This is a genomic window from Flavobacterium ovatum (assembly GCF_040703125.1).
In the GTDB taxonomy this organism is placed as follows: Bacteria; Bacteroidota; Bacteroidia; order Flavobacteriales; family Flavobacteriaceae; genus Flavobacterium; species Flavobacterium ovatum.
Genome location: NZ_CP160035.1, coordinates 714,686 through 737,723 on the forward strand (window position 1 = coordinate 714,686; position 23,038 = coordinate 737,723).

Genomic DNA, 23,038 nt, shown 5'->3' on the forward strand with positions numbered 1-23,038 from the left:
ACACATAGTTATGAAAAATTATTTATCCCTACTCCTCTTATTCATCAGTCAATTATTCTTTGCGCAAACCAATTTCGACAAAGGAAATGACTTGTACCAAAAAGGAAAATACAAAGAAGCCGTTGCCGCTTATGAAAGTGTTTTAAAAGGCAACCAACAATCGGCAGAACTGTATTATAACTTGGGAAATTGCTATTACAAATTGAACCAAGTCGCACCCGCGATTTACAATTACGAAAAAGCATTGGTACTAAATCCTGATGATGCAGACGTTGCCAATAACTTGAAATTTGCCCAAAAGAAAACCATTGACGAAATCAAAGTCGTTCCCAAAGTAGGTTTTGCCAAATTGCTGCGTGATTTCACAGGCATTTACCATTTCAACACCTGGGCTTGGATGGCCGTGAGCTTTGCCTTCTTCTTTTTGGTGTGCTTTTTGGGCTATTATTTCTCCCAATTAACGCTTACCAAAAGAGCATTTTTCTACGGAATGTTCCTTTTCCTAATCTGCGTTTTGGTCAGTGTAGCCGCAGCCTTATTCGAAAAAAGCCATTTTGACAACGAAAAACCAGCCATCATTTTTGCCGACATCGCAGAGGTCTATAGCGAACCACAAAAAGCAAGCACCACCTCCCTCGTACTCCACGAAGGAACCAAAGTCTACGTCCTAGAAACCGTTTCCAACTGGAAAAAAATTCAGCTAACAGACGGCACCGAAGGTTGGCTACAAAGCAACACCATCAAAGAAGTAAAATAAAAAGTATTTGGGCGTGACCCGCAAGAAAAATGCGGGTCGGGCTTTCCGTTACAATCTTTTTTGGGCTAGAAAAAGCCCAAAAAAGGATTTCCACTTCAATCCCTCACGCAGACTCGTAATCACCACAATAAATCGTTTCTAAAATTGATTTAATGCAATTGCTTGTAAGTATATTTTGGTATATTTGATTGATTGAAAAATATGACGTTTGTCATACTTATCTACCCTAAACTGGGTGGCATTGTATGATTTTATGATACATATAAACAAGTTATGCGTCAGCTAAAAAAAAACGTAGAGAAATAGAAACAACAATATAATTTACACTTAACAAAATAATGACATATTACGGAATAGTAGACAAAATAAAAGATGAACACAAAAATGGTGTTTACGGTAGAAGAGAATTAACAGCAGAAGAGATAAAAACCGCAAAAAATAAATACAATCATTTAATTGCAAGTATAGGAACTACAGGAGGGATTTTTTTTGCTGCTCCAATTATTCTTATGGCGCCAATTTTAGCAGTCGGAATTTCTGCGTTTAATCTATTGACTAAAAAGAAAAAAACTAATTTTATAACAAGACAATATGGAAATGATAACTCTTCACAAAAAGGTATTATTATTGAAAATGAGTTACTAAATGATGATTATGAAATAGATGGCGATGAAGAATTATTTTATGGATTATTCGATAATTTCCTTTCGGAAGAAAATGCTTTTAGAAAAATTATGAAATCCAAAGGTGGTTCAACTTTAATTATTATAGAACGAAATAGTATCCCAAAAAAAATGCATTTTGGTGGAGAATTTGGTCGTTTTAATTGTGGACTATATTGCAGTCATCCGAAAGATGAAAATTTATTAATACCATTAGAAAATTCAAACGAGTTAATTAAAACATTAATATTAGAAGAAACTTTAAGCGCATATGAAGCATTAGGTGCCAAAAAAATAATTATTGAAGATAAAACTAATATTAATACTAATGGAAAAGCCGACACATTAAAAGCAAAAGGAAGTTTTGACCAAAAATATGGAAAACAGATTTTAAGAGAAAAACTTTTTGGAAAAGGAACTTTTGACAAAGACCGTGCTTTGAAAGATAGTTTATTCATACACGACTTCCCAAATATAACGACAACACTAAAAGGGAGAATAAACGGTAATCAAACATCTGAAAAATTTACTGAAAATATTAATTTAAGCGTGGGTTTAGACTTAGAAGTATTAAAATTATTTAAAGGTAATATCAATTTTGAATATAATAGAAATTGGTATTTTGAAGTTGAATTCTATGACAAGAATGAATAGCCGAACGCATAACAGCGGTTTTGCAAGATTGCGAAATATGTAGTAAATTCAAGTTTATCTTTCGCAAGAAATTTTATCTTAGCCGAAAGATTTCGGTTACGAAGTTCGCAACCTCGCAAAGCCGCGAAACGTTAACTGCCATTTTAAGAAAAAGCCATAGAAAATGACAACTTTCGACCAATTTAACAAAGAATTAACAAAACTTGAAAATTTTTACAAGTCAAGTTTATACGCATATGAACAAACTGATTTTTTACTTTATCACTGGAGGAAAAATCAAGAAAAGCTTAAAGAAATTAATTTTGAAGTTGTTAAACCAACTTTCTATAAAATTAAAACCAAAGGAACTGTTAGTGATAATCAAAAAAACTTAGCAGAAATTATTTTTGTTAGATGTGTATCAGCTTTAGAAGTATATTTAACTGAGCAAGTAAGAGAAGTTTTTTTTATTACAAAAGAACCGTTCAAAAAAGAGCATATAATGGTAGAAATCAAACAATCTGAGTTGCTATCTGCAAAATCAACAACAGACATTTTTAACAAAATTATTAATAAAGAATTAAGAAGACTTTCAAGTGGTGGTTTTGGCGAAATAATAAAATATTATAAGAAAACATTGTTAATTGATATTTCCGAGATAAAGCCAAAAAGAGATATTATAGAGGAATACCATCAAAGACGTCACTTATTAGTTCATAGACTTGGTAAAACTGACCAATTCTACAGAGATAGATATAATTATACTGAACCAACTATCACAGTTGAAAAATATTATTTAGAGCATTGTTTTGAAGATTTTAAGGAATTTGCGCACGAAATTCACAATCAAATTAAAATTAAATTAACTAATAATTTTTATATAAAAAAATCAAAACAAAAATCAGAAGCTAAATGCAAGATTGATTTAGATTTAAGTAGTAAAAAAATGAATATTTTCGATTCAAATTATGAATTTTTATCAGGAGATTCAATAACTAGGTTTGGTAATTTATTTGAGCAAAAAATCAAAAATAATGACAATAGCGAGTCAATTTTCATATCAGGAACTAAAATCGAAATGCTAGCATATGTTAATATCTTAAATGCTGAAATAAAAAGAGGGAAAATCAAAGCAACAGTTGAAACTAAATTTTCTCAAAAAAATTCTGAAAAGCCACGAAATGAATTAACTACATATTTGTTAGATAAAATCAAATCGAGACTTCCTGAACAACCTTGGACTAAAAATCAACATAAAAGAACTGCAAAAGAATTAGGCTTATCAAACAAAACTGTTTCTAGAGCAATAGAAAAGCTTATAGAAGACGGAATTTTAAAAAAACAATATAATGGAGAAATTATTGAGTAGAAAAACGGCAGGTAACAGCAAAGGTTTCGTTGGGCTTGAAAAGCCAACAATGAAACCGCGATTGAACCCTTCGACTGTCGCTCAAGACATGCTCCCCCATGCTGGCGCGAGCGTCCCGCTCATGAACACAATCAAAATCTCAGCATAATCCATTTAAAAATAGCCGAAAACCAGATTGAATTTGTTTGCGGGCACGAGCAAGATGTGCGCGCTAGCCTTTGTCTACTGTACAGGAACTACTTGACTACAAACCCACCTACACCTTCGCCTCTTGACTCTTCACAGTCTTCGTCTTAAAATCTTCATACCAAGTTTCTAGTTTTGGGAAAACCAGTTGCGATACTTTTTGGATGGGATTGTAAAACATCGATTGATTGAAAGTTTCTTCTTTGACCAACCAATTATTGAAATTGATTTTCTGGAAAAGGTTGAAAACCACACTTAAGATTAAAACCATTTTCAGGATGCTAAAAAAACCACCTGCCAAACGGTTGACCCACCCTAAATAAGCAAAACTCATCATTCCGGTGAAGACTTTGGCTAGGAGCATAATTCCTAAAACCACCGCGATAAAAGTCAAAGCAAAGGCAGTTATAGCAACGGTTTTGGCTGACCAGGAAACTACTTGACCAACCACTTCACTCACTACAGACGAAAACTTAATGGCCAAATAAATCCCCACAATCAAGGACAAAAAAGAAGCCAACTCGGCAAATAACCCGTTTTTGATTCCTTTGATTAAACCGTACAATAGCAATCCGCCTAAAACAATGTCTAAAAAACTCATAATTGAAGTATATGGCGGCAAAGATAAGAGAAAGTTATAAGTTAGGAATTATGAGTTATGAGTTTTGCTCTCTATCCGTCAGTTCGAGTGTTTTTTGCGCAGCGGAGCGAAGGAAAAAATGTATCGAGAACTCGTGAGGGTTTCCACAAAGGTTCTCGATACACTTTAACTATCAAAAGCTATCGCATTTGATAGTTAAAGCACTCGAACTGACGGGTGTTTATAAGTTATGAAATATGAGTGATGAGTTTTACTCTCCATCCGTCAGTTCGAGTGTTTTTTACGCAGCGGAGCGGAGGAATCCCGATCCCGAGGCTTCGGGACGGGAGTATCGAGAACTCGTGATGTTGACCACAAAGGTTCTCGATACACTTTTACTCTCAAAAGCTATCGCATTTGAAACTAAATGCACTCGAACTGACGAGTAGTTACAAGTTGGGAATTATGAGTGATGAGTTTTACTCTCCATCCGTCAGTTCGAGTGTTTTTTATACAGCGGAGCGGAGGAAAAAATGTATCGAGAACTCGTCATGTTGACCACAAAGCTTGTCGATACACTTTTACTCTCAAAAGCTGTCGCATTTGAAACTAAAAGCACTCGAACTGACGGGTAGTTATGAGTTTTACTCGCTGTACGTCAGTTCGAGTGTTTTTTCTGCAGCGGAGCGGAGGAAAAAATGTATCGAGAACTCGTGATGTTGACCACAAAAGTTCTCGATACACTTTTACTCTCAAAAGCTATCGCATTTGAAACTAAAAGCACTCGAACTGACGGGTAGTTATAAGTTACAAATTATGAGTTATGAGTTTTACTCTTCCATCAGTTCGAGTGTTTTTTATGCAGAGGAGCGGAGGAATCCCGATACCGAGGCTTCGGGACGGGAGTATCGAGAACTCGTGATGTTGACCACAAAAGTTCTCACATGTGAAGTTAGTACCAATCATATACAGTTTAAATAGGGCTTCGACAAGCTCAGCCTGACAGATGAAGCATCATGTTTACTGTACCGAATTATGTTATAGACTGACGAATGCCATTCCTAGTATGTTTCTTGAAATCCCAAAACTTCTCTTTTAGCCCCGATAGCAGTGGAAATCCTTTTGGGGGCTGGCCTTTGGCCCCCAAAAGATTGGAACGGATAGCGGGACCAAATTTCCTGATAAACGACTACTTTCTGCTCCTGAAAATTATACGGCAACTCAGTGAAAAAGTCGGGTTGCAGTGCTTATCTTTGCCAAAATAATTTTATGCCTTAATGAATTAATAACTCATGACGCATTACTCATAACACACAAAAATGTCAAGAGACACACAACTTAAAGAGCGCTGGGAACAGCTTGTAACGATACTTTCGGACCAATTTTCGCAAGGGGAAGACTTGGATTTGGATGCCATAATTTATTTAATTGGCGTACAAGAGCTAGGGAAATTGCACCGTGAATTCAAAAAAGATGAAAAATTGAACTTAATGCATATTGCTATTTGTCGCCTTTTGGAGCCTTACGGATACTATGAATTTGAATATTTTGACGAAGAAGGTTGGCCTCATTTTAAAGTAAAAGAGGAATTACCTACTTTGAAAGCAGGGGAACAATCGGTTTTGATGAAGGAAGCGATTGTGAATTATTTTTTAGAGCGAGAAGTCATTTCTTAAGTTAAAAGTATAGTTTATAGGTTTGGGGTAACATATAACTCTTAACATATGACAAATAACTCATAACTCATAACTCATAACTTATAACTTTTTCCTAAATTTGCCCACTCAATTATTGAATGAAAATGATAGACAAGATAAAAGAATATATTGGTGAAGCTAACGCTTTTTCAACACAAAATCCAGCAGAATTAGAAGCGTTTCGTATCAAATTTATTGGAAGCAAAGGACTTTTGAAAGACCTTTTTGCAGAATTTAAAAACGTACCTAACGACCAAAAAAAGGAATTTGGACAAGTAATTAACTTGCTAAAAACCACTGCAGAAGAAAAAGTAAAAAGCATCCAAGAATCTTTAGAAAGCAAAGAGGAGTCTAAGGGGATTTTCGGAGATTTGACTCGTACGGCAGAGCCTGCTATCATTGGTTCTCGTCATCCAATTTCGATTGTAAAAAACCAAATTATTGATATTTTCTCGACGGTTGGATTCAATGTATCTGAAGGTCCAGAAATTGAGGATGATTGGCATAATTTCACAGCTTTGAACTTGCCAGAATACCATCCGGCACGTGATATGCAGGATACTTTTTTCATTCAGACCAATCCTGATATTTTGTTGCGTACACATACGTCATCTGTACAGGTGCGTTACATGGAAGAAAATAAACCGCCGATAAGAACGATTTCTCCAGGAAGGGTTTTCCGTAATGAAGCGGTATCAGCGCGTTCGCACTGTATTTTTCACCAAGTAGAAGGTTTGTATATTGACAAAGATGTTTCGTTTGCCGACTTAAAGCAAACCTTATTATATTTCACTAAAGAGATGTTCGGGAAGTCAAAAATCCGTTTGCGTCCGTCTTATTTTCCGTTTACAGAGCCTAGTGCCGAAATTGATATTTATTGGGGTTTAAAAACCGAAACCGATTACCGTATCACCAAAGGAACTGGTTGGTTGGAAATTGGTGGTTGCGGAATGGTAGACCCTAATGTCCTTAAAAACTGTGGCATCAACTCTGATGAATACAACGGTTTTGCTTTTGGAATGGGTGTTGAACGTATCGCGATGTTGTTGTACCAAATTGGTGACATTCGTATGTTTTATGAAAATGATGTCCGTTTCTTGGAGCAATTTAAAGCAAATATTTAAAAAAGATTTAAGATTTAAGACTAACGATTTTTGATTGCAGATGTATAGCTGAACTCAAAGATCGTTTTCCATAATAAACCTACTATGAAAGCCGATATCACCCTACTCGAAGTTGAAAATGTATTTATGGCAGCCGTTCAAGAGTGGAGCGACGATTTTGTGGCCAATATGTGGTACATCTACATTGTCAATGATAGTGATTTTGACATTGATAGCGTGATGGTTGTCTCCAAAGCTTTTGGAACAATTGATGGCGAAATGAAGAAAACATCGCTTTTGCGTCATGCTTTTGCGAAAGTTCCAGCTGTTTCTGTGGTTAAAGTCGAAATGGTTCAAGACAGTGTGCTAACACTCAACAACGAGTTTATGTTGACTTATTTTATGGACAACAAACTATATGACAAGAAATTCATCTTTAAAGCGAATTCAATCAACGAAAACACGGTAGAAGAAGTACCGATTTTGTTTGTTGATGGTGTGATTGTGAGGTAATTGTTCGTTTAAAAATATATAAAAAAGGCTGTCTTGAAAATATTCAAGACAGCCTTTTTTGTTCAACGCGAAATAAACTATACATTCTTTGTCTAGTGAAAGCATCATTTTTCCTTTAAAAATATCAGCCAAAACATTCAAATTTACTTAGGTTTGATTTGAAAAAAATCCAAGATAAAAATCACTATTATTTCAGTAAACTCCTAATAACCAAGTGTTAAATTCGATTCTATTTTACCGGATTGAATCAATTCCCCACTACTACTCTAGAAATTTTGGCCTTTTTTGCGTAACTTACATGATAGGAAGGATAGAACATTTGATGTTATTTCGACGATAACTTCTTGAATAGCCATAAATAGCAGCAACAGCCTTCCAATAAGGATAATTTTATCGTAATTAATAAATTAGAGAAATTATGAAAATTTCAAAGGATGATATTGAAGTAAAAATGGAGATTCCTGGAGCTGTTATTCGTCAAAAAACTGATTTTGGTGACGCTACTGGATTGGGGAAGATTAGTGGAGAGTATTTCAGTCTTTCTGCAGGAGTGGATACAACTCCTTTATTTATGGGACTTGAAGGAAACTTATGCCAATGTCCTCACTGGGGATATCTATTGAGCGGTCAACTTACTGCAACTGATGCGGAAGGCATCGAGGAAATAGTCGACGCAAAAGACATGTTCTACTGGCCACCAGGACACAATGTAAAAGTTAACAAAGACGCGGAGATTGTTATGTTTAGCCCACAACACGAGCACACCAAAGTCATCAATCATATGATTGAAATGACCAAGGGATAAAACAAAAATTACAAGCTAGGATTACACAGCAAGATATGAGGAAAGGAATTTTTTTTACTAAAATCAAGCTTTTACACTTATAGAGAACAATTATTAGATAGCTTATTTTTTAGCTTTTGCACAAAAGCTGAGCTTACTATGGACAGTATTTCCCCTAGCCTATTTTTTCTGGAATCTACAATGTTTTACCAGAAACTCTATTACTTTTTAAATTTGTTGAGTTGCTTAATTTCTCATTTCAATAAAACAAATATTTCATACCATATGAAACCAAATTTCAATAAAACATAAAAAAAAGTAAAACCGAACGAATCTAAGTTTTACTTTCTCAACTAAAAAACCATCTTAAATATTTTTAAAAACCTGCCTTTATTTGTTTAATGCTGTAAACTGCAGTTTATCATTGTTCTTTCCAGTGATAATATACGTGCTACCTTTTACGGTAATCATTGCCATATCTTTTACATCTCCTGGAGTAAAGAAACCACTTTGCTTTGGCGTGTAGGCTTTGAATTTTCCTTTATTTCCTTTTAAGAACAATCCGTATCCTGCATCATTTCTTGGTGTTTCTACCTCAGACATGTATAAATTTCCAGCTATCAAAATATCCAAAAAGCCATCTTTATCGTAATCTTTGACCAATATTTTATTGATTCCAGAGACTTGCGCTTCTACTGGTAAATGATGAATCACAAACTTTCCGTTTTTGTTTTCCAAGTACACACTTGCAAAAGATTTCACTTGGTAGTGCAACGCTTTCTCCAATGATTTCTTGCTATACACATCCTCTAAAGTAGCCTCAGAGAAACTTTCATAATTCTTGAACTTCTCTTTAATTCCCGGTATCTGTTGTGACGAACAGCCACGACCACGCACAGGGTATTGCTTTCCTTCGTTGTAATAGCTCAATACAATATCACTTTTCTTATTTTGATCAAAATCTGATGAATAGATATCAAATGTTTCTTTGTCTGTTGCTTTGTATTTGTAATTCAGACCATTGTTCCCAACTACATAATCCATATCACCATCGTTATCAAAATCTCCTTGGCTGATGCTCCACCACCATCCAGCGGTATCCTTGGTCAAGCCCAAACTTTTGGAAACTTCTTTAAATCCAGTTTTTGTATTTTCGAATACACGTATCGGCATCCATTCTCCAACTACGATAAAATCCAACCAACCATCATTGTTGTAATCGGTTATTACTGCGCTAGTTGCCATTCCCAATTTGGTCAACTCTTTGGCTCTTGAAGCCGTTTCGTTTACAAACTTGATATTGTCCTTGGTGCTTTTGTTCATCAGAATGTAACTATCTGCTGGCGCTGGATAATTACCCGGCATTTGACGCCCCAAAACCAATAAATCTTGCTTACCATCTTTATCAAAATCGGCCGCATATACTCTTGACCCACTCGTAATCATTTTTGGCAGTGCAGTTGCTGCTGCTTTTGTAAACACTCCTTTTCCGTTGTTGATATACAAACGGTCTTGCAGGTATGGGGATTTTGATCCCAACTCATAACCACCACTTACTACATACAGGTCATTATCTCCGTCATTATCAGCATCAAAAATAACAGCTCCTGCATCCTCAGATAATTTATCAGCTTCAAAAAACGTTGTGTTTTGCTTTACAAATCCTGTAGCAGTTTGAAAAAATAATTGCCCAACACTATTGAACGATCCACCCACAAAATAATCTTCCATTCCGTCATTATTCAAGTCTCCAACAGTGATCGCTGGACCTAGAGCAGACATTTTATGCGGCAACAATACTTGAAAATTAAAATCATCAAATGTGTTTTCTACCGTAGTAAAATCTGGAAACAAGCCTTTTGGAGCTGCTCCAAACAACGTATTACTTGCTACAGCCGTCGAAGCCTTCTCTGCCACTGCATCGGTATATTTCAAAACCAACTTTTGGTTGACTGCCGTGTTCTTCAAACGTTGTGTTTTTCCGTCAGGCCAAGCAACTTTTAGCTCGGTGATTTTTTTGTTTTTGTGCAAACCAAAATGCAGTTCGGGCGCGACAGACGATTGAAATCCTCGTGTGAGCGTGAGTTCTTGCATTTGCGTAGATTCAGGTGTAGTCACATATACACGTGCACCTAATCCAAATTTGTTTTTGGCATCACCCTTAAACTGAACCGTAATATGATTGTTGATCGAAGCACTTGTGTTTTCAAAAACCGAAGCCGGATCATCAATATTATTGGTTATAATTTCCAAATCCCCATCATTGTCCAAATCGGCATACGCCACCCCGTTTGAAAACCCTTTGTATTCAATTCCCCAAAGTTTATTTGCTTGCTCGAAGGCTAAATTTCCTTTATTCTTAAAAATAAAATTGTCTATTTTTTCAGAAGGTATTTTCAAGCTTCGCTCCAAATAACTTTCTGGGGTAATATTTTCGTCTTTTAAATGATTGAAATAATCATTGTTGTTTACTTCTCTCCTGGATCCATTGGTTACAAATAAATCTTTTAAACCATCATTATCAAAATCCGCAAAAAGAGGTCCCCAACTCCAATCTGTAGATGAAGTTCCAGTTATACGCGATACATTCGAAAAATGTGGCACACCATCGGTCACCACTCCCGAGTTCACTTGCATGCAGTTTTGCATGTATTGGTAGTGAAAACCAGCGTTTACAGTATCCCAAAAAAGCATTGGGTTCATACTCGCCATATTTGCTTTTTTGCGTCTGTTGGATTTAGCGTCCATGTCAACCTGAAAAATATCCAAGTTTCCGTCGTTGTTAAAATCGGAAATATCCACTCCCATTCCGTAAAATGCCGTGTTAGATGTTGCCTCTTTAACTACTTCTCTAAACGTACCATCTTGATTGTTGATGTACATATAATCGGGAGCACAAAAATCACTTGAAACATAAATGTCTGGCCATGAATCATTGTTCAAATCTCCAATTGTAGCACTCAATGATAAACTAAATTTTCGAACACCCGCCTCTTTGGTAACATCGGTAAAAATGTTTCCGTCGTTGCGGTACAAATGTCCAGATTCTTCGTCCTTTAAATCTCGCATCAAATACACATACGAAGATACGGGAGCATTAAAAGGTGTAGGAGGATAATTGGCCACAAATAAATCCAAATCTCCATCTTTATCATAATCAAAAAAGGTAGATTGAACACTACTTCCTATGTCATTCAGGCCGTAAGCAGCCGCTTTCTCTTCAAATGTTCCGTTGCCTTTGTTGATGAACAATTGGTTTTCTTTCGAACCAAATTTCCCACTTACCGAGCAATAAATATCCAAGAAACCATCGTTGTTCACATCGGCCATCGTAACTCCTGTGTACCATCGTTTGTCTCCAGACACTCCTGCTTTTTCGGTAATATCTTCAAATTTCAAGTTCCCTTTATTCAAATATAATTTATTCGAAACCTGATTTCCTGTAAAATAAATATCTTGTAATCCATCATTATTGATGTCACCCACGGCAACACCACCACCCATGTACAAATAAGAATAGGTAAAATAATTCAACGAATCATTCTCTACCAAATTATTGCTGAACTCTATTCCAGTATCAGCAACTTCCAATTTGGTAAAAATCTTTGTCGCCTCATTGTCCTTTGAACAAAACGTCAAAGTCAATAAAGACAGCAAACCAAATACTATTTTTGAGAGATTATTTTTCATTTCTAAATTATTTTACCTGTTCCTATTGGGTGCATTCAAATTAGTTATTCATACTTTGGGCGTGACCCTCCGTAAAAACTACGGGTCGGGCTATTCGTTTCAATCTTTTTTGGGGCAGAAAAAACCCCAAAAAAGGATTTCTACTACTATCCCTCACGCAAACCAGTACCAACATCACCTTAGCAATTTCAAAATATAATTAACTAAAAAATAAAATAAGTACTAAGAACCAAAATTGTAATCAATATTCCAGTCACTACAGCATGTTTCCATGGTGTGATATCTACCTTATCATTTGATCTCACGACGTGATCATGCGCCATAGGATACATCTTTCCAACCAATAACATGATTCCGATATTTAATACAAACAATACCGCCATTACGTGTAGAAAGTGTGGATAAGCTTCAGCTTGAATTACACTTAATGCTTTTGCATTTGTAATTCCATCTGCGGCAGCTTTGGCCATTGCACTATCAACAAAATATGGTTTAACGATAAATTGACTGATCGAATACAAAATCACACCAGATGCAATTCCGATTTTTGCCGCAAGAGCAGGAACTCTTTTGGTAAAAAAACCAATAATTACAACTGTTAGAATCGGAATACTGTAACATCCATTCGCTTCTTGCAACCAAGCAAACAAACCGTTTGGAGCATTTGCGATTAATGGTGCAACCGACATTCCTAAAAGTCCCAAGACCAATCCGAAGATTTTACTCGCTTTTACAACCTGATGTTCAGTCGCTGTTTTATTAAAGTATTGTTTGTACAAATCAAAACCAAACAAAGTAGCGCTACTATTAAGGATACTGTTGAAAGAACTTAATACGGCTCCAAACAATACAGCTGCAAAAAATCCCATAAAGGCCGTAGGCAATACCGTTTTAACCAAAGTTGGATACGCCTGATCTGGATTGGATAAATTGCCTTGAAATAAATGATAAGCAATTACTCCGGGAAGTACCACAATAAGCGGAATTAAAAACTTAACCAAAGCGGCCAAAATCATTCCTTTTTGTCCTTCTTTTAAGTTTTTTGCGGCAAAAACACGTTGTAAAATCGCTTGATTAGTTCCCCAATAAAACATTTGTACTAGCATCATTCCTGTAAAAATTGTCCCAAACGGAATTGAGTTATCTACTTCACCTACTACATTAAATTTTTCTGGATTTGAAGTGTACAAAGTACTAATACCCGTCATAACACTTCCCTCTCCAATGGCCATTAATCCGAATATTGGAATTAAAATTCCACCAATCAACAATCCAATTGCATTAATCAAATCAGAAACCGCAACGGCTTTTAATCCACCAAAAATGGCATAAATCATTCCGATAATACCGATACTCCATACACATAGCCATATTGACGCTTTGTGCGAAATCCCTAAAACAGTAGGAAGATCAAACATCGTACTAAAGGCCAAAGAACCAGAGTACAATACTGAAGGAACAATTACCACAACATATCCAGTAAGAAACAAACCGGAGATAATTGCTTTGGTTTGGTGGTCAAAACGGTACTCTATAAACTCCGGAATTGTAGTAATTCCTCTCGCCATATACTTTGGAACCAAGAAAATAGCAGTAATAATCATAGCGATTGCCGCCAAGGTTTCCCATGCCATTACTAATATTCCTTCGGTAAATGCTTGCCCATTCAATCCCACGATTTGTTCTGCCGAAAGATTGGTTAATAACAAAGAACCGGCAATGGTTACTGCCCCAAGACTTCGACCACCAAGAAAATATCCCTCAGACGAAGATTCATCTGTATTACGTGTGGCATACCATGACACAACAGCTACAAATATTGTAAATCCAACAAATGAAATAATGGTAAGCATGTCCATAATCTAGTTTTTTAGAGTCAGTTGAATTAATCCACAAGCAGGAACTTCAATTTTATATAATCCTTGGTTAAGCGTAATTTCATTCGATGCGAAAATAGTTCCTTTACAATCGTAAACGATACAGTTATAAGTTCCAAAATCAGCCGCTACATCAAGAACTACTTGCGTAGCCAATTGACCGTTGATGATGTCAAAATACTTTTTAGTAGTTGCTAAACTTACTACATATTCATCATATAAACCAATGATTTGATGATCGCCTTTTGTTACTTGTTGAATAGGATAATTGGCCAATGGTTTGGAAGGAACAAATTTCCCTTCCATTAAAACATTTGCATTGTCATTCCAATATTTAGTGTAAAACTGAATCATATCAATATGATCCTGAGGTACTTCTTGTAACATCACAGACAATTGTGGTACTCCAAACAAGGTGTTTACTACTTGCAAAGCCGCAACTTCTACTTTTTCGTCTTTATGCCAAGTCAACATATCTGCGTGTACAGCAGTTTCACCACATAACATTCTAATATCGGCAATACGAATTCTGTTCATCGTTCCGTCACCAGGACAGTCAAAGGCACGCATCATGTTACCAAATTTGCGCATAGCAGGACCAGTATATCTTTGTCTAAATTCGATAAAAACATCAGGATTGATTGCTTTTAGCTCACTCATTACATCAGACAATAAACGATCAACCGCTTCATTGATAGAACTATAATCACGACCATCAGCATCTGTAAGAACTGTTTCATCATACAATCTAAAGTCATCAATAAAGTCTAATTTGAAACCGTCAAGTCCCCATTCTTGCAATGCATTTTTGTAAATATTGATCAAATACTCCCTAACTTCTGGAAAACGAGGGTCAAATACTGGTGCCCAACGATGGGTTTTGGTCAATAATTTATTTTCGAAAACCTTGTAAGCTCTTGATTTTACGCCACAAAAAGGAACAGAATACCAGAAACCTACTTTCATTCCAATTTCATGAACGGCATCTACAAACTCTTTGGTTTTAGAAATACGGTCTGGAGTCCAATCTCCTGTGTAATCGTATCCTCTGTTGGTGTCATTAGTCTGCCATCCATCATCGATGATAATTACTTTATATCCTAGACTGTAAGCGATTCTACATTCTGCCAACAATTTTTCAACTTCCAAATTTTGGTGAAAATTATACCAAGTAGAATACAAAGGTGTTTTTGCAATTTGTGGAACGAATGCTGGTTTTAAATTATCAAAAGTTTCCCACCAAGCGGCAACTTCATTCAACGCAGTTGAAAAATGTTTAGGAGCAGAGTCAATTCTTATTTGCGCCTTAAACTCATTCAAGGGCGATAAACGCTCTGAAAGGAATGTAATATGGCAATAAAAACAATCATCTTCTTCTCTGATTCTTGCGTTTAATTCTAATTTATTGATAGCATTTGAACAAGCAAAAGTATGAACATTCGTATCGTCATTACCAAATAAGCTAATGATGGGAGCGTCAATAGAAATACGTGATTCCAAATGTTCTAATTCCCAATCTGCTTGGATGCGTTTTTCAAAATCTGTTGTTGGTTTCCAAACTCCTTTTACATTATGTGCCGGAATTTTCCATTGAATTGTAACTGGTTTAGGAACAATTGCTTCGTCTGATTTTATAGTTACATCAAAAATCTGTACCCCTTCTTTATTGTAAATGGAATTTATAGAAACATCTAAATTTCCTATGTTTTCTAAAACTAATAGACACATTGCTTATATTTTTTATATTGATTAAAAGCTAAAAAAAGCTTTCCTAAATTCTTTTTATATTAGTTTAAAGAAGCCAAGCACAAACACTTGGCTCCAATTAAACCACGACAATCTAATTACCTCTTTAATTATATCCTTGATTTTGTTTCAAATTAGGATTAGAATCTATTTCTGTGCTTGGAATCCAAATAAGTTCATCTCTATTCGATTTGAATATACCTCCACTTAATGATTTTGGGTTTTTACCATGAGCTGAAGTCGCTCCCATATATTTATCAGCAAGTCCCCAACGTACAAGGTCAAAGAAACGGTGTCCTTCTCCTGCTAGTTCCATTGCTCTTTCATCAATAATTGCATTTCTTAAAAGAACTTTATCAGCTTTAACTGTTGGTAAAAGATCTACCAGACCAGAACCAGGACGTTGACGAACCATAGTAACATAAGGTCCTGCAAGAGCCGTTTTATCATCTTCGTTTAACGCTTCTGCTAGCATCAACAATACATCAGAATAACGAATTACTCTCCAGTTGGTTCCAACATTAGTTCCTAAGAAATCTACTTGACTTCTCACCCCTATATCCATACCTGCATATTTTTTAGAAAATATAGGCTCTACTCCGGCTGCAGTAGCGATTGCAATATCACTAACAAAGTCAGTAGCATAAGGAGTCCCACCGTAACCTGTAGCGCCAAGGTAATTATAAGCTAAGGTTTGATTTCTTCTATAAGTATCTCCATTAGCTTCAAATAAATTTTTCAACCAAGGGTTTACTACGTGTCCTTTATCTGGAGTTTTTCCTGGAGGTGCATAATCAATATGAAAATTCCCCATAGTACCTGTTCCAGGAATATCAGATCCCCATACAAATGTTTGTTGTCCTAAAAATTGCAATTCAAAAACTGACTCCGAGTTGTTTTCATTTTTTTCAGTAAAGTTATCGCCATATTGAGCCGCAGGTAACAAAGTGTATTTCCCTACTAACGGTAATAATGTAGCATGAGCCAAAGCCCATTTTTTCTGATACAAATAACTTTTTCCTTTCAATGCTGTAGCTGCTCCAGACGTAGGTCTTCCTAAGTCATCACCCGTCCATTGTGCAGGTAACATGGTTTCTGCTTTTCCTAAATCGGCAACAATTTGATCCCAAACAGCTTGTTTAGCAGCTTGTTTTACATATAAATTATCTAAATCTGGTACATCTAGAACTAAAGGCACATTACCATAAAGATTGACCAAATACCAGTAATCAAAAGCTCTTAAAAAATAGGCTTGTCCTACTAAATTGTTACGAACGACGTCATTTGGAATCCCTTCTTTATTTACGTTATTGATAATATTGTTGCAACGGCCAATTGATTTGTATAATTCTTGCCATGGTTCTGTAGCCCAACGGTCACCCGGTTTCCCTAAAAAGGTTGCCATCGCTGTATTACTTCCTAAAGGAAAGTTATTGAATTCATCTGATCGTAGTAATGCACCTGAATGTAGAATTCGTCCCCAGAAAAAAGTTCCTGTAATTGGGTGAAAAGCTCCGTTTACCGCAGATTTTACTTGCTCTTCAGAGGTACCAAAATTGGCAGTTGAAGTGGCATTTTCATTACTTTGATTTAGCAAATCTCCTGAACATGAGCTCCCTAAAGCCGCTAAGCTCAAAGTCGCTAACATGATTGATTTTGTATATTTAAATTTTTTCATTTTACTATTTTTTAGATTAAAAACTAGCTTGTAGTCCAAGCATAAAAGTACGAGCATTAGGATACGTTCTTGCATCTAAACCTCTCCCTAACAATGGGTTTACTGTTGGTCTTACACCAGGAACACCAGAATTCAAATTCGCTCTACCACCGTTGGTAGAAGCTACGTCAGGGTCATATCCGCTGTATTTTGTCAATACAAATACATTTTGAACATTAAATGAAACTCTTAGGCTTTTGAAAAAGTCCATTCCTAATGTTTTAGTAGGTAAGTTATATCCGATTTCGATATTTTTCAATCTTAAATAAGATCCGTCTTCTACAAAAAACGAAGAAGGCTCTTTGTTACCTGCTGCATCAGAAACTGACGCTTTTGGAATACCTGTATCTGTATTTGTAGGTGTCCAAGAGTTTAAAACAGAACTCAATTTACCACCATCTTGCCAAAGCATATTGTAATATTTACCTACATTGTAAATCTCATTTCCTTGTACCCCAACGAATGCCATACTGAAATCAAAATTTTTGTAATCTGCACCAAAGGTCAAACCATAAGTAAAATCTGGAGTAGGATTACCAATATTAGTAATATCTTTTTCATCAATAACTCCATCACCATTTACATCGACTCTTACAAAGTTACCAGTCAATGGGTTTACTTTATCCTCTACTTTATAACCATAGAAAGAACCAATTGCTTCCCCTTTAACTGTGCGGTTTACAACTCTCAAATCTTCATCAATTGCTGGTCCTAAGATCGGAGCTGGAATATCTCCTGCTTTTGCAACAAGATTAAAGGAGAAGTTTGTACCTACTTTATAATGGAAATCACCATCTGTTTTTTGATAACTCAAATCAAATTCAAAACCTTTATTTATTAATGTTCCTGCATTTCTAGTTACTGGTAAACTTACACCCAAAGTAGAAGGAACATTGATCGCTACCAATACATCTTTGATGTCTTTTGCATAATAATCGGCAGTGAAATTCATTTTATTGTTTAAGAAGGTTACATCAACACCTAAATCAAATGTTTTGGTTGTTTCCCAAACTAAATTAGGATCTGCCAAAGTTGTTTGCGCTAAACCTGTCGCAAGTGCTCCTCCAAAAGAAGTATTGGATTGATTAGCAAGAAATACTGCTTGAGTTGGATAAAAAGTATCAGGATAAGAACCTAAAACTCCGTATGAAGTTCTCAGTTTCAAAAAGTTAATCATATCTGATTTCCAAAATGATTCTTTACTTATATTCCAAGCACCAGATATAGATGGGAAATATCCAGACTGATTATCTTTGGCAAAACGAGATGATGCATCACGTCTCACAGTTCCAGATAATAAATAACGATCGTCATAATTGTAATTCAAACGTCCGAAATAAGATATTAATCCTGCTGTATTGTTTTCTCCCAATAAAATATTTGTAGCACTTGGAGGCAACGCGCTCACCACTTGAATACTATTTGATGGTGTTCCTTGACCATAAATACCGCTGCTTCTTTGGTTTTCTTTAAAGTAAGTGTAACCCGCAACTACACCTATTTTACTTTTACCAAAATCTTTATCATAGCTAAGTGTTGGTTCTACCAATAAGTTAATCGTCGTTTTGTTATACTCTGTCAAATCATTTTTATCATTAACATTTCTAACAGCATCTACAGTACTCATAAAGTAAGTAGGTGTGAATTGAAATGAATTTTGGTTTTTATAATCCAAACCAAAATTGATTCCTGCACTCAAATTATCAGTAATTTTATAATCAAATTTAAGACCTCCAAATAATGTTCTTGTAGTAATAGAGTTGTTTTCCAAAGAAGCTAATCCAAATTGATTTACTCCTCCAGGACCCTGAATAACTGTTGATGGTGCTTCAAATCCACCTTCATTGGCAGCGTTACTTAATGCTACAGTTGGAGCTGTAGTACCATCAAATCCGTACCAGTTATTTTGTTTTAAATTACCTTCTGTAATTCCTAAAGTTTGCGTGATTTTCAACTTTCTAAAATTATGCTCACTATTTAATCTTGCATTCAATCTTCTAAAACCAGAACCAATTAAGATACCGTCTTGTTTGAAATAATTTACCGATGCAAAGTAAGAAGATGTTTCACCACCACCTTGTATAGACAAACCATGATCTTGAATCATTCCTGATTTAAGATTTTGTTTTTGCCAATCTGTACTCACACCATTGTAAGTAACTCTTGTTGCGTCTCCGTCGTTTTCAAAACGTTGGTTCAAATATTTTGTGTATTGTTCTCCGTCAATAAAGTCTAAGTATTTACTTGGTGTATCAAAACCAATACGAGCATTATATTTAACCTCCATTTCTTGGTTTTTTCTACCATGATTCGTTTTAATTAAAATTACTCCATTGGCAGCTCTAGCTCCATAGATAGCAGCAGTAGCAGCATCCTTTAAAACTGATATGTCTAAGATGTCATTTGGATTAACATAATCCATGTTTTGTACAATAACACCATCTACTATATATAATGGACTTGCATTACTCAATGAGTTTACTCCACGTATGAATACGTTTGCAGTACCTCCTGGTTGTCCACCTGAGCTCTCTACTTGAATACCAGATACTTTACCTTGTAATAAAGTAGCAGGGTTACTCGCAACAGATTTTACTAGTTCTTTCGAACTAATAGAAGCTACAGATCCTGTAAGTTCTCTTTTGCTCGAAGTACCGTACCCTACAATTACAACCTCATCTAAAGTTTGTGAATCTGCAAGCATGGCTACATTAACTACTGTTCTTCCATTTACTGCTACTTCTTGAGTTTTTAATCCCAAATAACTAAATACTAATACCCCTTTTGAAGAAACTCCTCCAATTGAATATTTTCCGTCAAAATCGGTTGTGGTTCCTTTTGCTTCTCCTTTAATGGAAACATTGATACCAGGAACAGGCATGCCATCTTCTGTGACTACACCAGTAACTTTAATTGTTTGAGCAAAGAGACTAAAGCTTAAAAGCAAAGTCGCAAAACCCATCAATTTTTTTAGCGTTTGTTTTTTCATAAGTTTTTAAATTGGTTAATTTATTTTTATTGGATAGTAAATAGATTTAACAATAATCTCAACTGTATTCATTGGTCTATGATAGTCTATGCTACTGATACAAATTTAGATTATTTTTTTCAATACAAAAATTAAATTACTGTTTTTTTACGATATCAGTACAAAATAACCGTGTAAACCAATAAAACCGCATATGATTACTGACAATATATTTAAAAAAATATCAAATAGAACTAATGAAATTAACAATTGAAGAAGTTTTTTAATGAGAAAAAAACTATTAATAAAAAAAAAGAAGTGATTTCTTTTTGTCAAAAGAGAAAAAAATCTCTAATCTTTTTACTAATGCAAAAACAAATGACTTATCTACAAAGAGTTACGCTGAATAAAATCAGAAGGTACGATTTCATGAATCAACTCTCCATGTTTAACAAATTTGGCTGCCTTGACTGCCATTTCGTTAAAATTAGTGGATATGGTAGTAATACCCCCAGAAATAATTTCTTTAATAATGTGGTCGTTATGAGACAACAAACCTACATCTTGACCAATAACGAAATTCATTTTTTTACAATCTCTAAGCAACTCCCATAAATCTGTGTCGTCAATAAAAAAATAAAGGACACCTGCCTGGACAGAATCGAGACGGTAATTTTTTTCTATTTCGCCTATTAACTGGTTTTCTTCTACAAAACACTCAAAACCTTTTAAGACCCCAATAGGATAATCCAAATCGCTTCTATAATACAAAACAATTTTATCATACTTTTTTATGGCCTCCAAGATTTCGGTCAAACGGTCGTGGGTGGAGTTTTCAAATTCTTGTGCTATATAGGAATAGTTGTTACCCAAATCTAAATACCTATCAACAATTAATAATCGACTAGGTTCAATAGTCTCTAGCAATGGTCTTACCAATGGATTTTCTATTGGCGCAATTACATATGCACCGTATTTACCATAAATATTTGATATAATATTCTCAAATGTTTCGATATTATTATGATGTACATAAATATCAATTTGATATCGGTCTCCCAATTCTTTTCTAAAAGTATTATAAAACTCTTCTTGAAAACGGTGAAAAGAATACAATAACAACGCAACCTTTAATACTACATCTGTTTTAGTACTTATTATAAAATATCCTTTTAGTTTTACTGATTCTACCAACCCTCTATCTTTTAGCTCTTCATAAGCCTTTACGATGGTTTTTCGAGCAAACCCAATATTTTCAACCATTTGATTAATAGATGGAAGTTGATCGCCCACAACTATGATTTCGCTATCAATACATTCAATAATTCCTTGAACTAATTGTTCGTGTTTTGACAACGTACTAATTTGTTTTAAAGCAATAATTTTATCGAATAGAAGTTCCATTAATTGTATTTTAAATATATAAAGGCTAAACTCAGATTTTCGCAGTAGAAATCTAGACTAAAGATAAAGGTAAAGAAACAATAAAAAAAGGTTATAACCCAGATTACACAGTAGAAAACAATGATGCAACATTTCACATTCAAAACGAAGCACTTACACCTATAGAATATTTATTTTTAAGAATAAACACAAATCAATAGTTATATAATACCGCTACTTCAACCGCAACAAATCTTTCTAATCTTTTATTATATCAAAAAAAAGTCACTTTCAAATAATTCGAAAGTGACTTTATATCGTTTAAATATTCGCTATTAATCCAACTTATCAGTTAAGTCTTTGAATATTTTTCTAGCATTTTTATTTTCATATAAAATAGCATAAACGGCGTCAATAATCGGCGTTTTTGCTCCATAAGTTTGATTGAGTTTGTAAGCACTTTTAGTTGCGTAATAACCTTCCGCCACCATATTCATTTCCATCATCGCACTTTTTACAGTGTAGCCCTTGCCTATCATATTACCAAACATTCGGTTTCTGGAAAAAACGGAATAACCCGTAACCAATAAATCCCCTAAATAAGCGGAGTCATTAATGTTACGTTTCATTTTATGGACTTTTCGAATAAATTTCTTCATTTCTCGAATGGCATTACTCATAATCACCGACTGGAAGTTATCACCATAACCCAAACCGTGTGCCATTCCTGCTGCTATAGCATATATGTTTTTCAACATGGCTGCATATTCTGTTCCAATAATATCATCGGTGATTTTGGTCTTGATATAATTACTGGATAGATTATCTGCCACAATTTTTGCTTTCGACTCGTCACCACAAGCGATAGTCAAATAAGACAAACGTTCTAAAGCAACCTCTTCAGCATGACAAGGCCCCGTTATTACTCCAATATTCGAATACGGAATATCATAGGTGTCATGAAAATGCTCACCAACAATCAAACTTGTTTCAGGAACGATTCCTTTAATGGCTGAGAATATAATTTTGTCATTTAAAGGAACTGTCAAATTTTGTAATTCGGCATCCAAAAAAGCGGATGGTATTGCGAATATGAGGTAATCCGCATTGGTCACAGCCACATTAATATCACTAGTTAGTACAAGTTTATTAAGGTCAAATTCAACCGAACTCAAATAATTAGGATTGTGTTTGTAGGCTTTCAAATGTTCTATTGCCCCTTCATTACGCATATACCAAGTTACCTCAGTAAGATTATTGCACAGCATTTTAGTAATAGCGGTTGCCCAGCTCCCACCACCAATCACTGCAAATTTTTTAGTTTTGCTCATTTTAGAATAATATTTAGTCAAAAGTACTTAAAAATAGGGGAA

15 protein-coding genes are annotated in these 23,038 nt (G+C 35.1%); 7 read left to right on the forward strand and 8 right to left on the reverse strand.

Annotated features, from left to right (window positions below; translation table 11 throughout):
* Positions 1–10 precede the first annotated feature (10 nt).
* The 3 genes from ABZP37_RS03135 (at position 11) to ABZP37_RS03145 (ending at position 3,421) form a co-directional block, all read left to right on the forward strand.
* A complete protein-coding gene (locus tag ABZP37_RS03135; RefSeq protein WP_366185550.1) occupies positions 11–757 on the forward strand; it encodes a tetratricopeptide repeat protein in 747 nt (248 codons plus the stop codon).
* A 338-nt stretch (positions 758–1,095) separates the two neighbouring features.
* On the forward strand, positions 1,096–2,073 hold the full coding sequence (locus ABZP37_RS03140; protein ID WP_366185552.1) for a hypothetical protein: 978 nt from the start codon (positions 1,096–1,098) through the stop codon (positions 2,071–2,073).
* 163 nt (positions 2,074–2,236) lie between these two features.
* Positions 2,237–3,421, forward strand: coding sequence for a winged helix-turn-helix transcriptional regulator (locus ABZP37_RS03145; RefSeq protein ID WP_366185553.1), 1,185 nt, complete (start codon positions 2,237–2,239; stop codon positions 3,419–3,421).
* Between the two features lie 256 nt (positions 3,422–3,677).
* Here the strand turns inward: ABZP37_RS03145 and ABZP37_RS03150 are convergent, their stop codons facing one another.
* Positions 3,678–4,208, reverse strand: coding sequence for a CvpA family protein (locus ABZP37_RS03150; RefSeq protein WP_366185554.1), 531 nt, complete (start codon positions 4,206–4,208; stop codon positions 3,678–3,680).
* 1,298 nt (positions 4,209–5,506) lie between these two features.
* Between ABZP37_RS03150 and ABZP37_RS03155 the strand changes: the two genes are divergently transcribed.
* From ABZP37_RS03155 to ABZP37_RS03170, 4 genes are all read left to right on the forward strand, one after another.
* Positions 5,507–5,863 carry a hypothetical protein gene (locus ABZP37_RS03155; protein ID WP_366185555.1) on the forward strand — a complete coding sequence of 119 codons (357 nt, stop codon included), beginning with the start codon at positions 5,507–5,509 and terminating at the stop codon, positions 5,861–5,863.
* Positions 5,864–5,988: 125 nt separating this feature from the next.
* Positions 5,989–7,008 (forward strand): phenylalanine--tRNA ligase subunit alpha, encoded by a 1,020-nt coding sequence (gene pheS, locus ABZP37_RS03160; RefSeq protein WP_366185556.1) that lies wholly within the window; start codon positions 5,989–5,991, stop codon positions 7,006–7,008.
* An 84-nt stretch (positions 7,009–7,092) separates the two neighbouring features.
* A complete protein-coding gene (locus ABZP37_RS03165) occupies positions 7,093–7,500 on the forward strand; it encodes a hypothetical protein (protein ID WP_366185557.1) in 408 nt (135 codons plus the stop codon).
* Between the two features lie 418 nt (positions 7,501–7,918).
* Complete coding sequence (locus ABZP37_RS03170) at positions 7,919–8,305, forward strand: cupin domain-containing protein (RefSeq protein WP_366185558.1); 387 nt, start codon at positions 7,919–7,921, stop codon at positions 8,303–8,305.
* 369 nt (positions 8,306–8,674) lie between these two features.
* On the opposite strand, the gene ABZP37_RS03175 is transcribed toward ABZP37_RS03170, so the two are convergent.
* From ABZP37_RS03175 to ABZP37_RS03205, 7 genes are all read right to left on the reverse strand, one after another.
* Entirely contained in the window at positions 8,675–11,974 is a 3,300-nt protein-coding gene (locus ABZP37_RS03175; RefSeq protein ID WP_366185560.1) for a VCBS repeat-containing protein, read from the reverse strand.
* Between the two features lie 203 nt (positions 11,975–12,177).
* The gene (locus ABZP37_RS03180) at positions 12,178–13,827 is read right to left on the reverse strand and encodes a solute:sodium symporter family transporter (protein ID WP_366187469.1); all 1,650 of its coding nucleotides are present in this window, start codon (positions 13,825–13,827) and stop codon (positions 12,178–12,180) included.
* Positions 13,828–13,836: 9 nt separating this feature from the next.
* On the reverse strand, positions 13,837–15,579 hold the full coding sequence (locus tag ABZP37_RS03185) for a glycoside hydrolase family 36 protein (RefSeq protein WP_366185562.1): 1,743 nt from the start codon (positions 15,577–15,579) through the stop codon (positions 13,837–13,839).
* 124 nt (positions 15,580–15,703) lie between these two features.
* Positions 15,704–17,275 (reverse strand): RagB/SusD family nutrient uptake outer membrane protein, encoded by a 1,572-nt coding sequence (locus tag ABZP37_RS03190; protein ID WP_366185563.1) that lies wholly within the window; start codon positions 17,273–17,275, stop codon positions 15,704–15,706.
* Between the two features lie 16 nt (positions 17,276–17,291).
* Positions 17,292–20,303 (reverse strand): TonB-dependent receptor, encoded by a 3,012-nt coding sequence (locus tag ABZP37_RS03195; protein WP_366185564.1) that lies wholly within the window; start codon positions 20,301–20,303, stop codon positions 17,292–17,294.
* A gap of 366 nt (positions 20,304–20,669) precedes the next feature.
* Positions 20,670–21,686, reverse strand: coding sequence for a GntR family transcriptional regulator (locus tag ABZP37_RS03200; protein ID WP_366185566.1), 1,017 nt, complete (start codon positions 21,684–21,686; stop codon positions 20,670–20,672).
* A gap of 314 nt (positions 21,687–22,000) precedes the next feature.
* Positions 22,001–22,996, reverse strand: a complete 996-nt coding sequence (locus tag ABZP37_RS03205) for an NAD(P)H-dependent glycerol-3-phosphate dehydrogenase (RefSeq protein ID WP_366185567.1) — start codon at positions 22,994–22,996, stop codon at positions 22,001–22,003.
* Positions 22,997–23,038: the final 42 nt, after the last annotated feature.

Bases quoted from the DNA above. Each gene is read 5' to 3' on its own strand.
- ABZP37_RS03135 (WP_366185550.1), top strand. From the start codon at position 11: ATGAAAAATTATTTATCCCTACTCCTCTTATTCATCAGTCAATTATTC.
- ABZP37_RS03140 (WP_366185552.1), top strand. From the start codon at position 1,096: ATGACATATTACGGAATAGTAGACAAAATAAAAGATGAACACAAAAAT.
- ABZP37_RS03145 (WP_366185553.1), top strand. From the start codon at position 2,237: ATGACAACTTTCGACCAATTTAACAAAGAATTAACAAAACTTGAAAAT.
- ABZP37_RS03150 (WP_366185554.1), bottom strand. From the start codon at position 4,208: ATGAGTTTTTTAGACATTGTTTTAGGCGGATTGCTATTGTACGGTTTA.
- ABZP37_RS03155 (WP_366185555.1), top strand. From the start codon at position 5,507: ATGTCAAGAGACACACAACTTAAAGAGCGCTGGGAACAGCTTGTAACG.
- pheS (WP_366185556.1), top strand. From the start codon at position 5,989: ATGATAGACAAGATAAAAGAATATATTGGTGAAGCTAACGCTTTTTCA.
- ABZP37_RS03165 (WP_366185557.1), top strand. From the start codon at position 7,093: ATGAAAGCCGATATCACCCTACTCGAAGTTGAAAATGTATTTATGGCA.
- ABZP37_RS03170 (WP_366185558.1), top strand. From the start codon at position 7,919: ATGAAAATTTCAAAGGATGATATTGAAGTAAAAATGGAGATTCCTGGA.
- ABZP37_RS03175 (WP_366185560.1), bottom strand. From the start codon at position 11,974: ATGAAAAATAATCTCTCAAAAATAGTATTTGGTTTGCTGTCTTTATTG.
- ABZP37_RS03180 (WP_366187469.1), bottom strand. From the start codon at position 13,827: ATGCTTACCATTATTTCATTTGTTGGATTTACAATATTTGTAGCTGTT.
- ABZP37_RS03185 (WP_366185562.1), bottom strand. From the start codon at position 15,579: ATGTGTCTATTAGTTTTAGAAAACATAGGAAATTTAGATGTTTCTATA.
- ABZP37_RS03190 (WP_366185563.1), bottom strand. From the start codon at position 17,275: ATGAAAAAATTTAAATATACAAAATCAATCATGTTAGCGACTTTGAGC.
- ABZP37_RS03195 (WP_366185564.1), bottom strand. From the start codon at position 20,303: ATGAAAAAACAAACGCTAAAAAAATTGATGGGTTTTGCGACTTTGCTT.
- ABZP37_RS03200 (WP_366185566.1), bottom strand. From the start codon at position 21,686: ATGGAACTTCTATTCGATAAAATTATTGCTTTAAAACAAATTAGTACG.
- ABZP37_RS03205 (WP_366185567.1), bottom strand. From the start codon at position 22,996: ATGAGCAAAACTAAAAAATTTGCAGTGATTGGTGGTGGGAGCTGGGCA.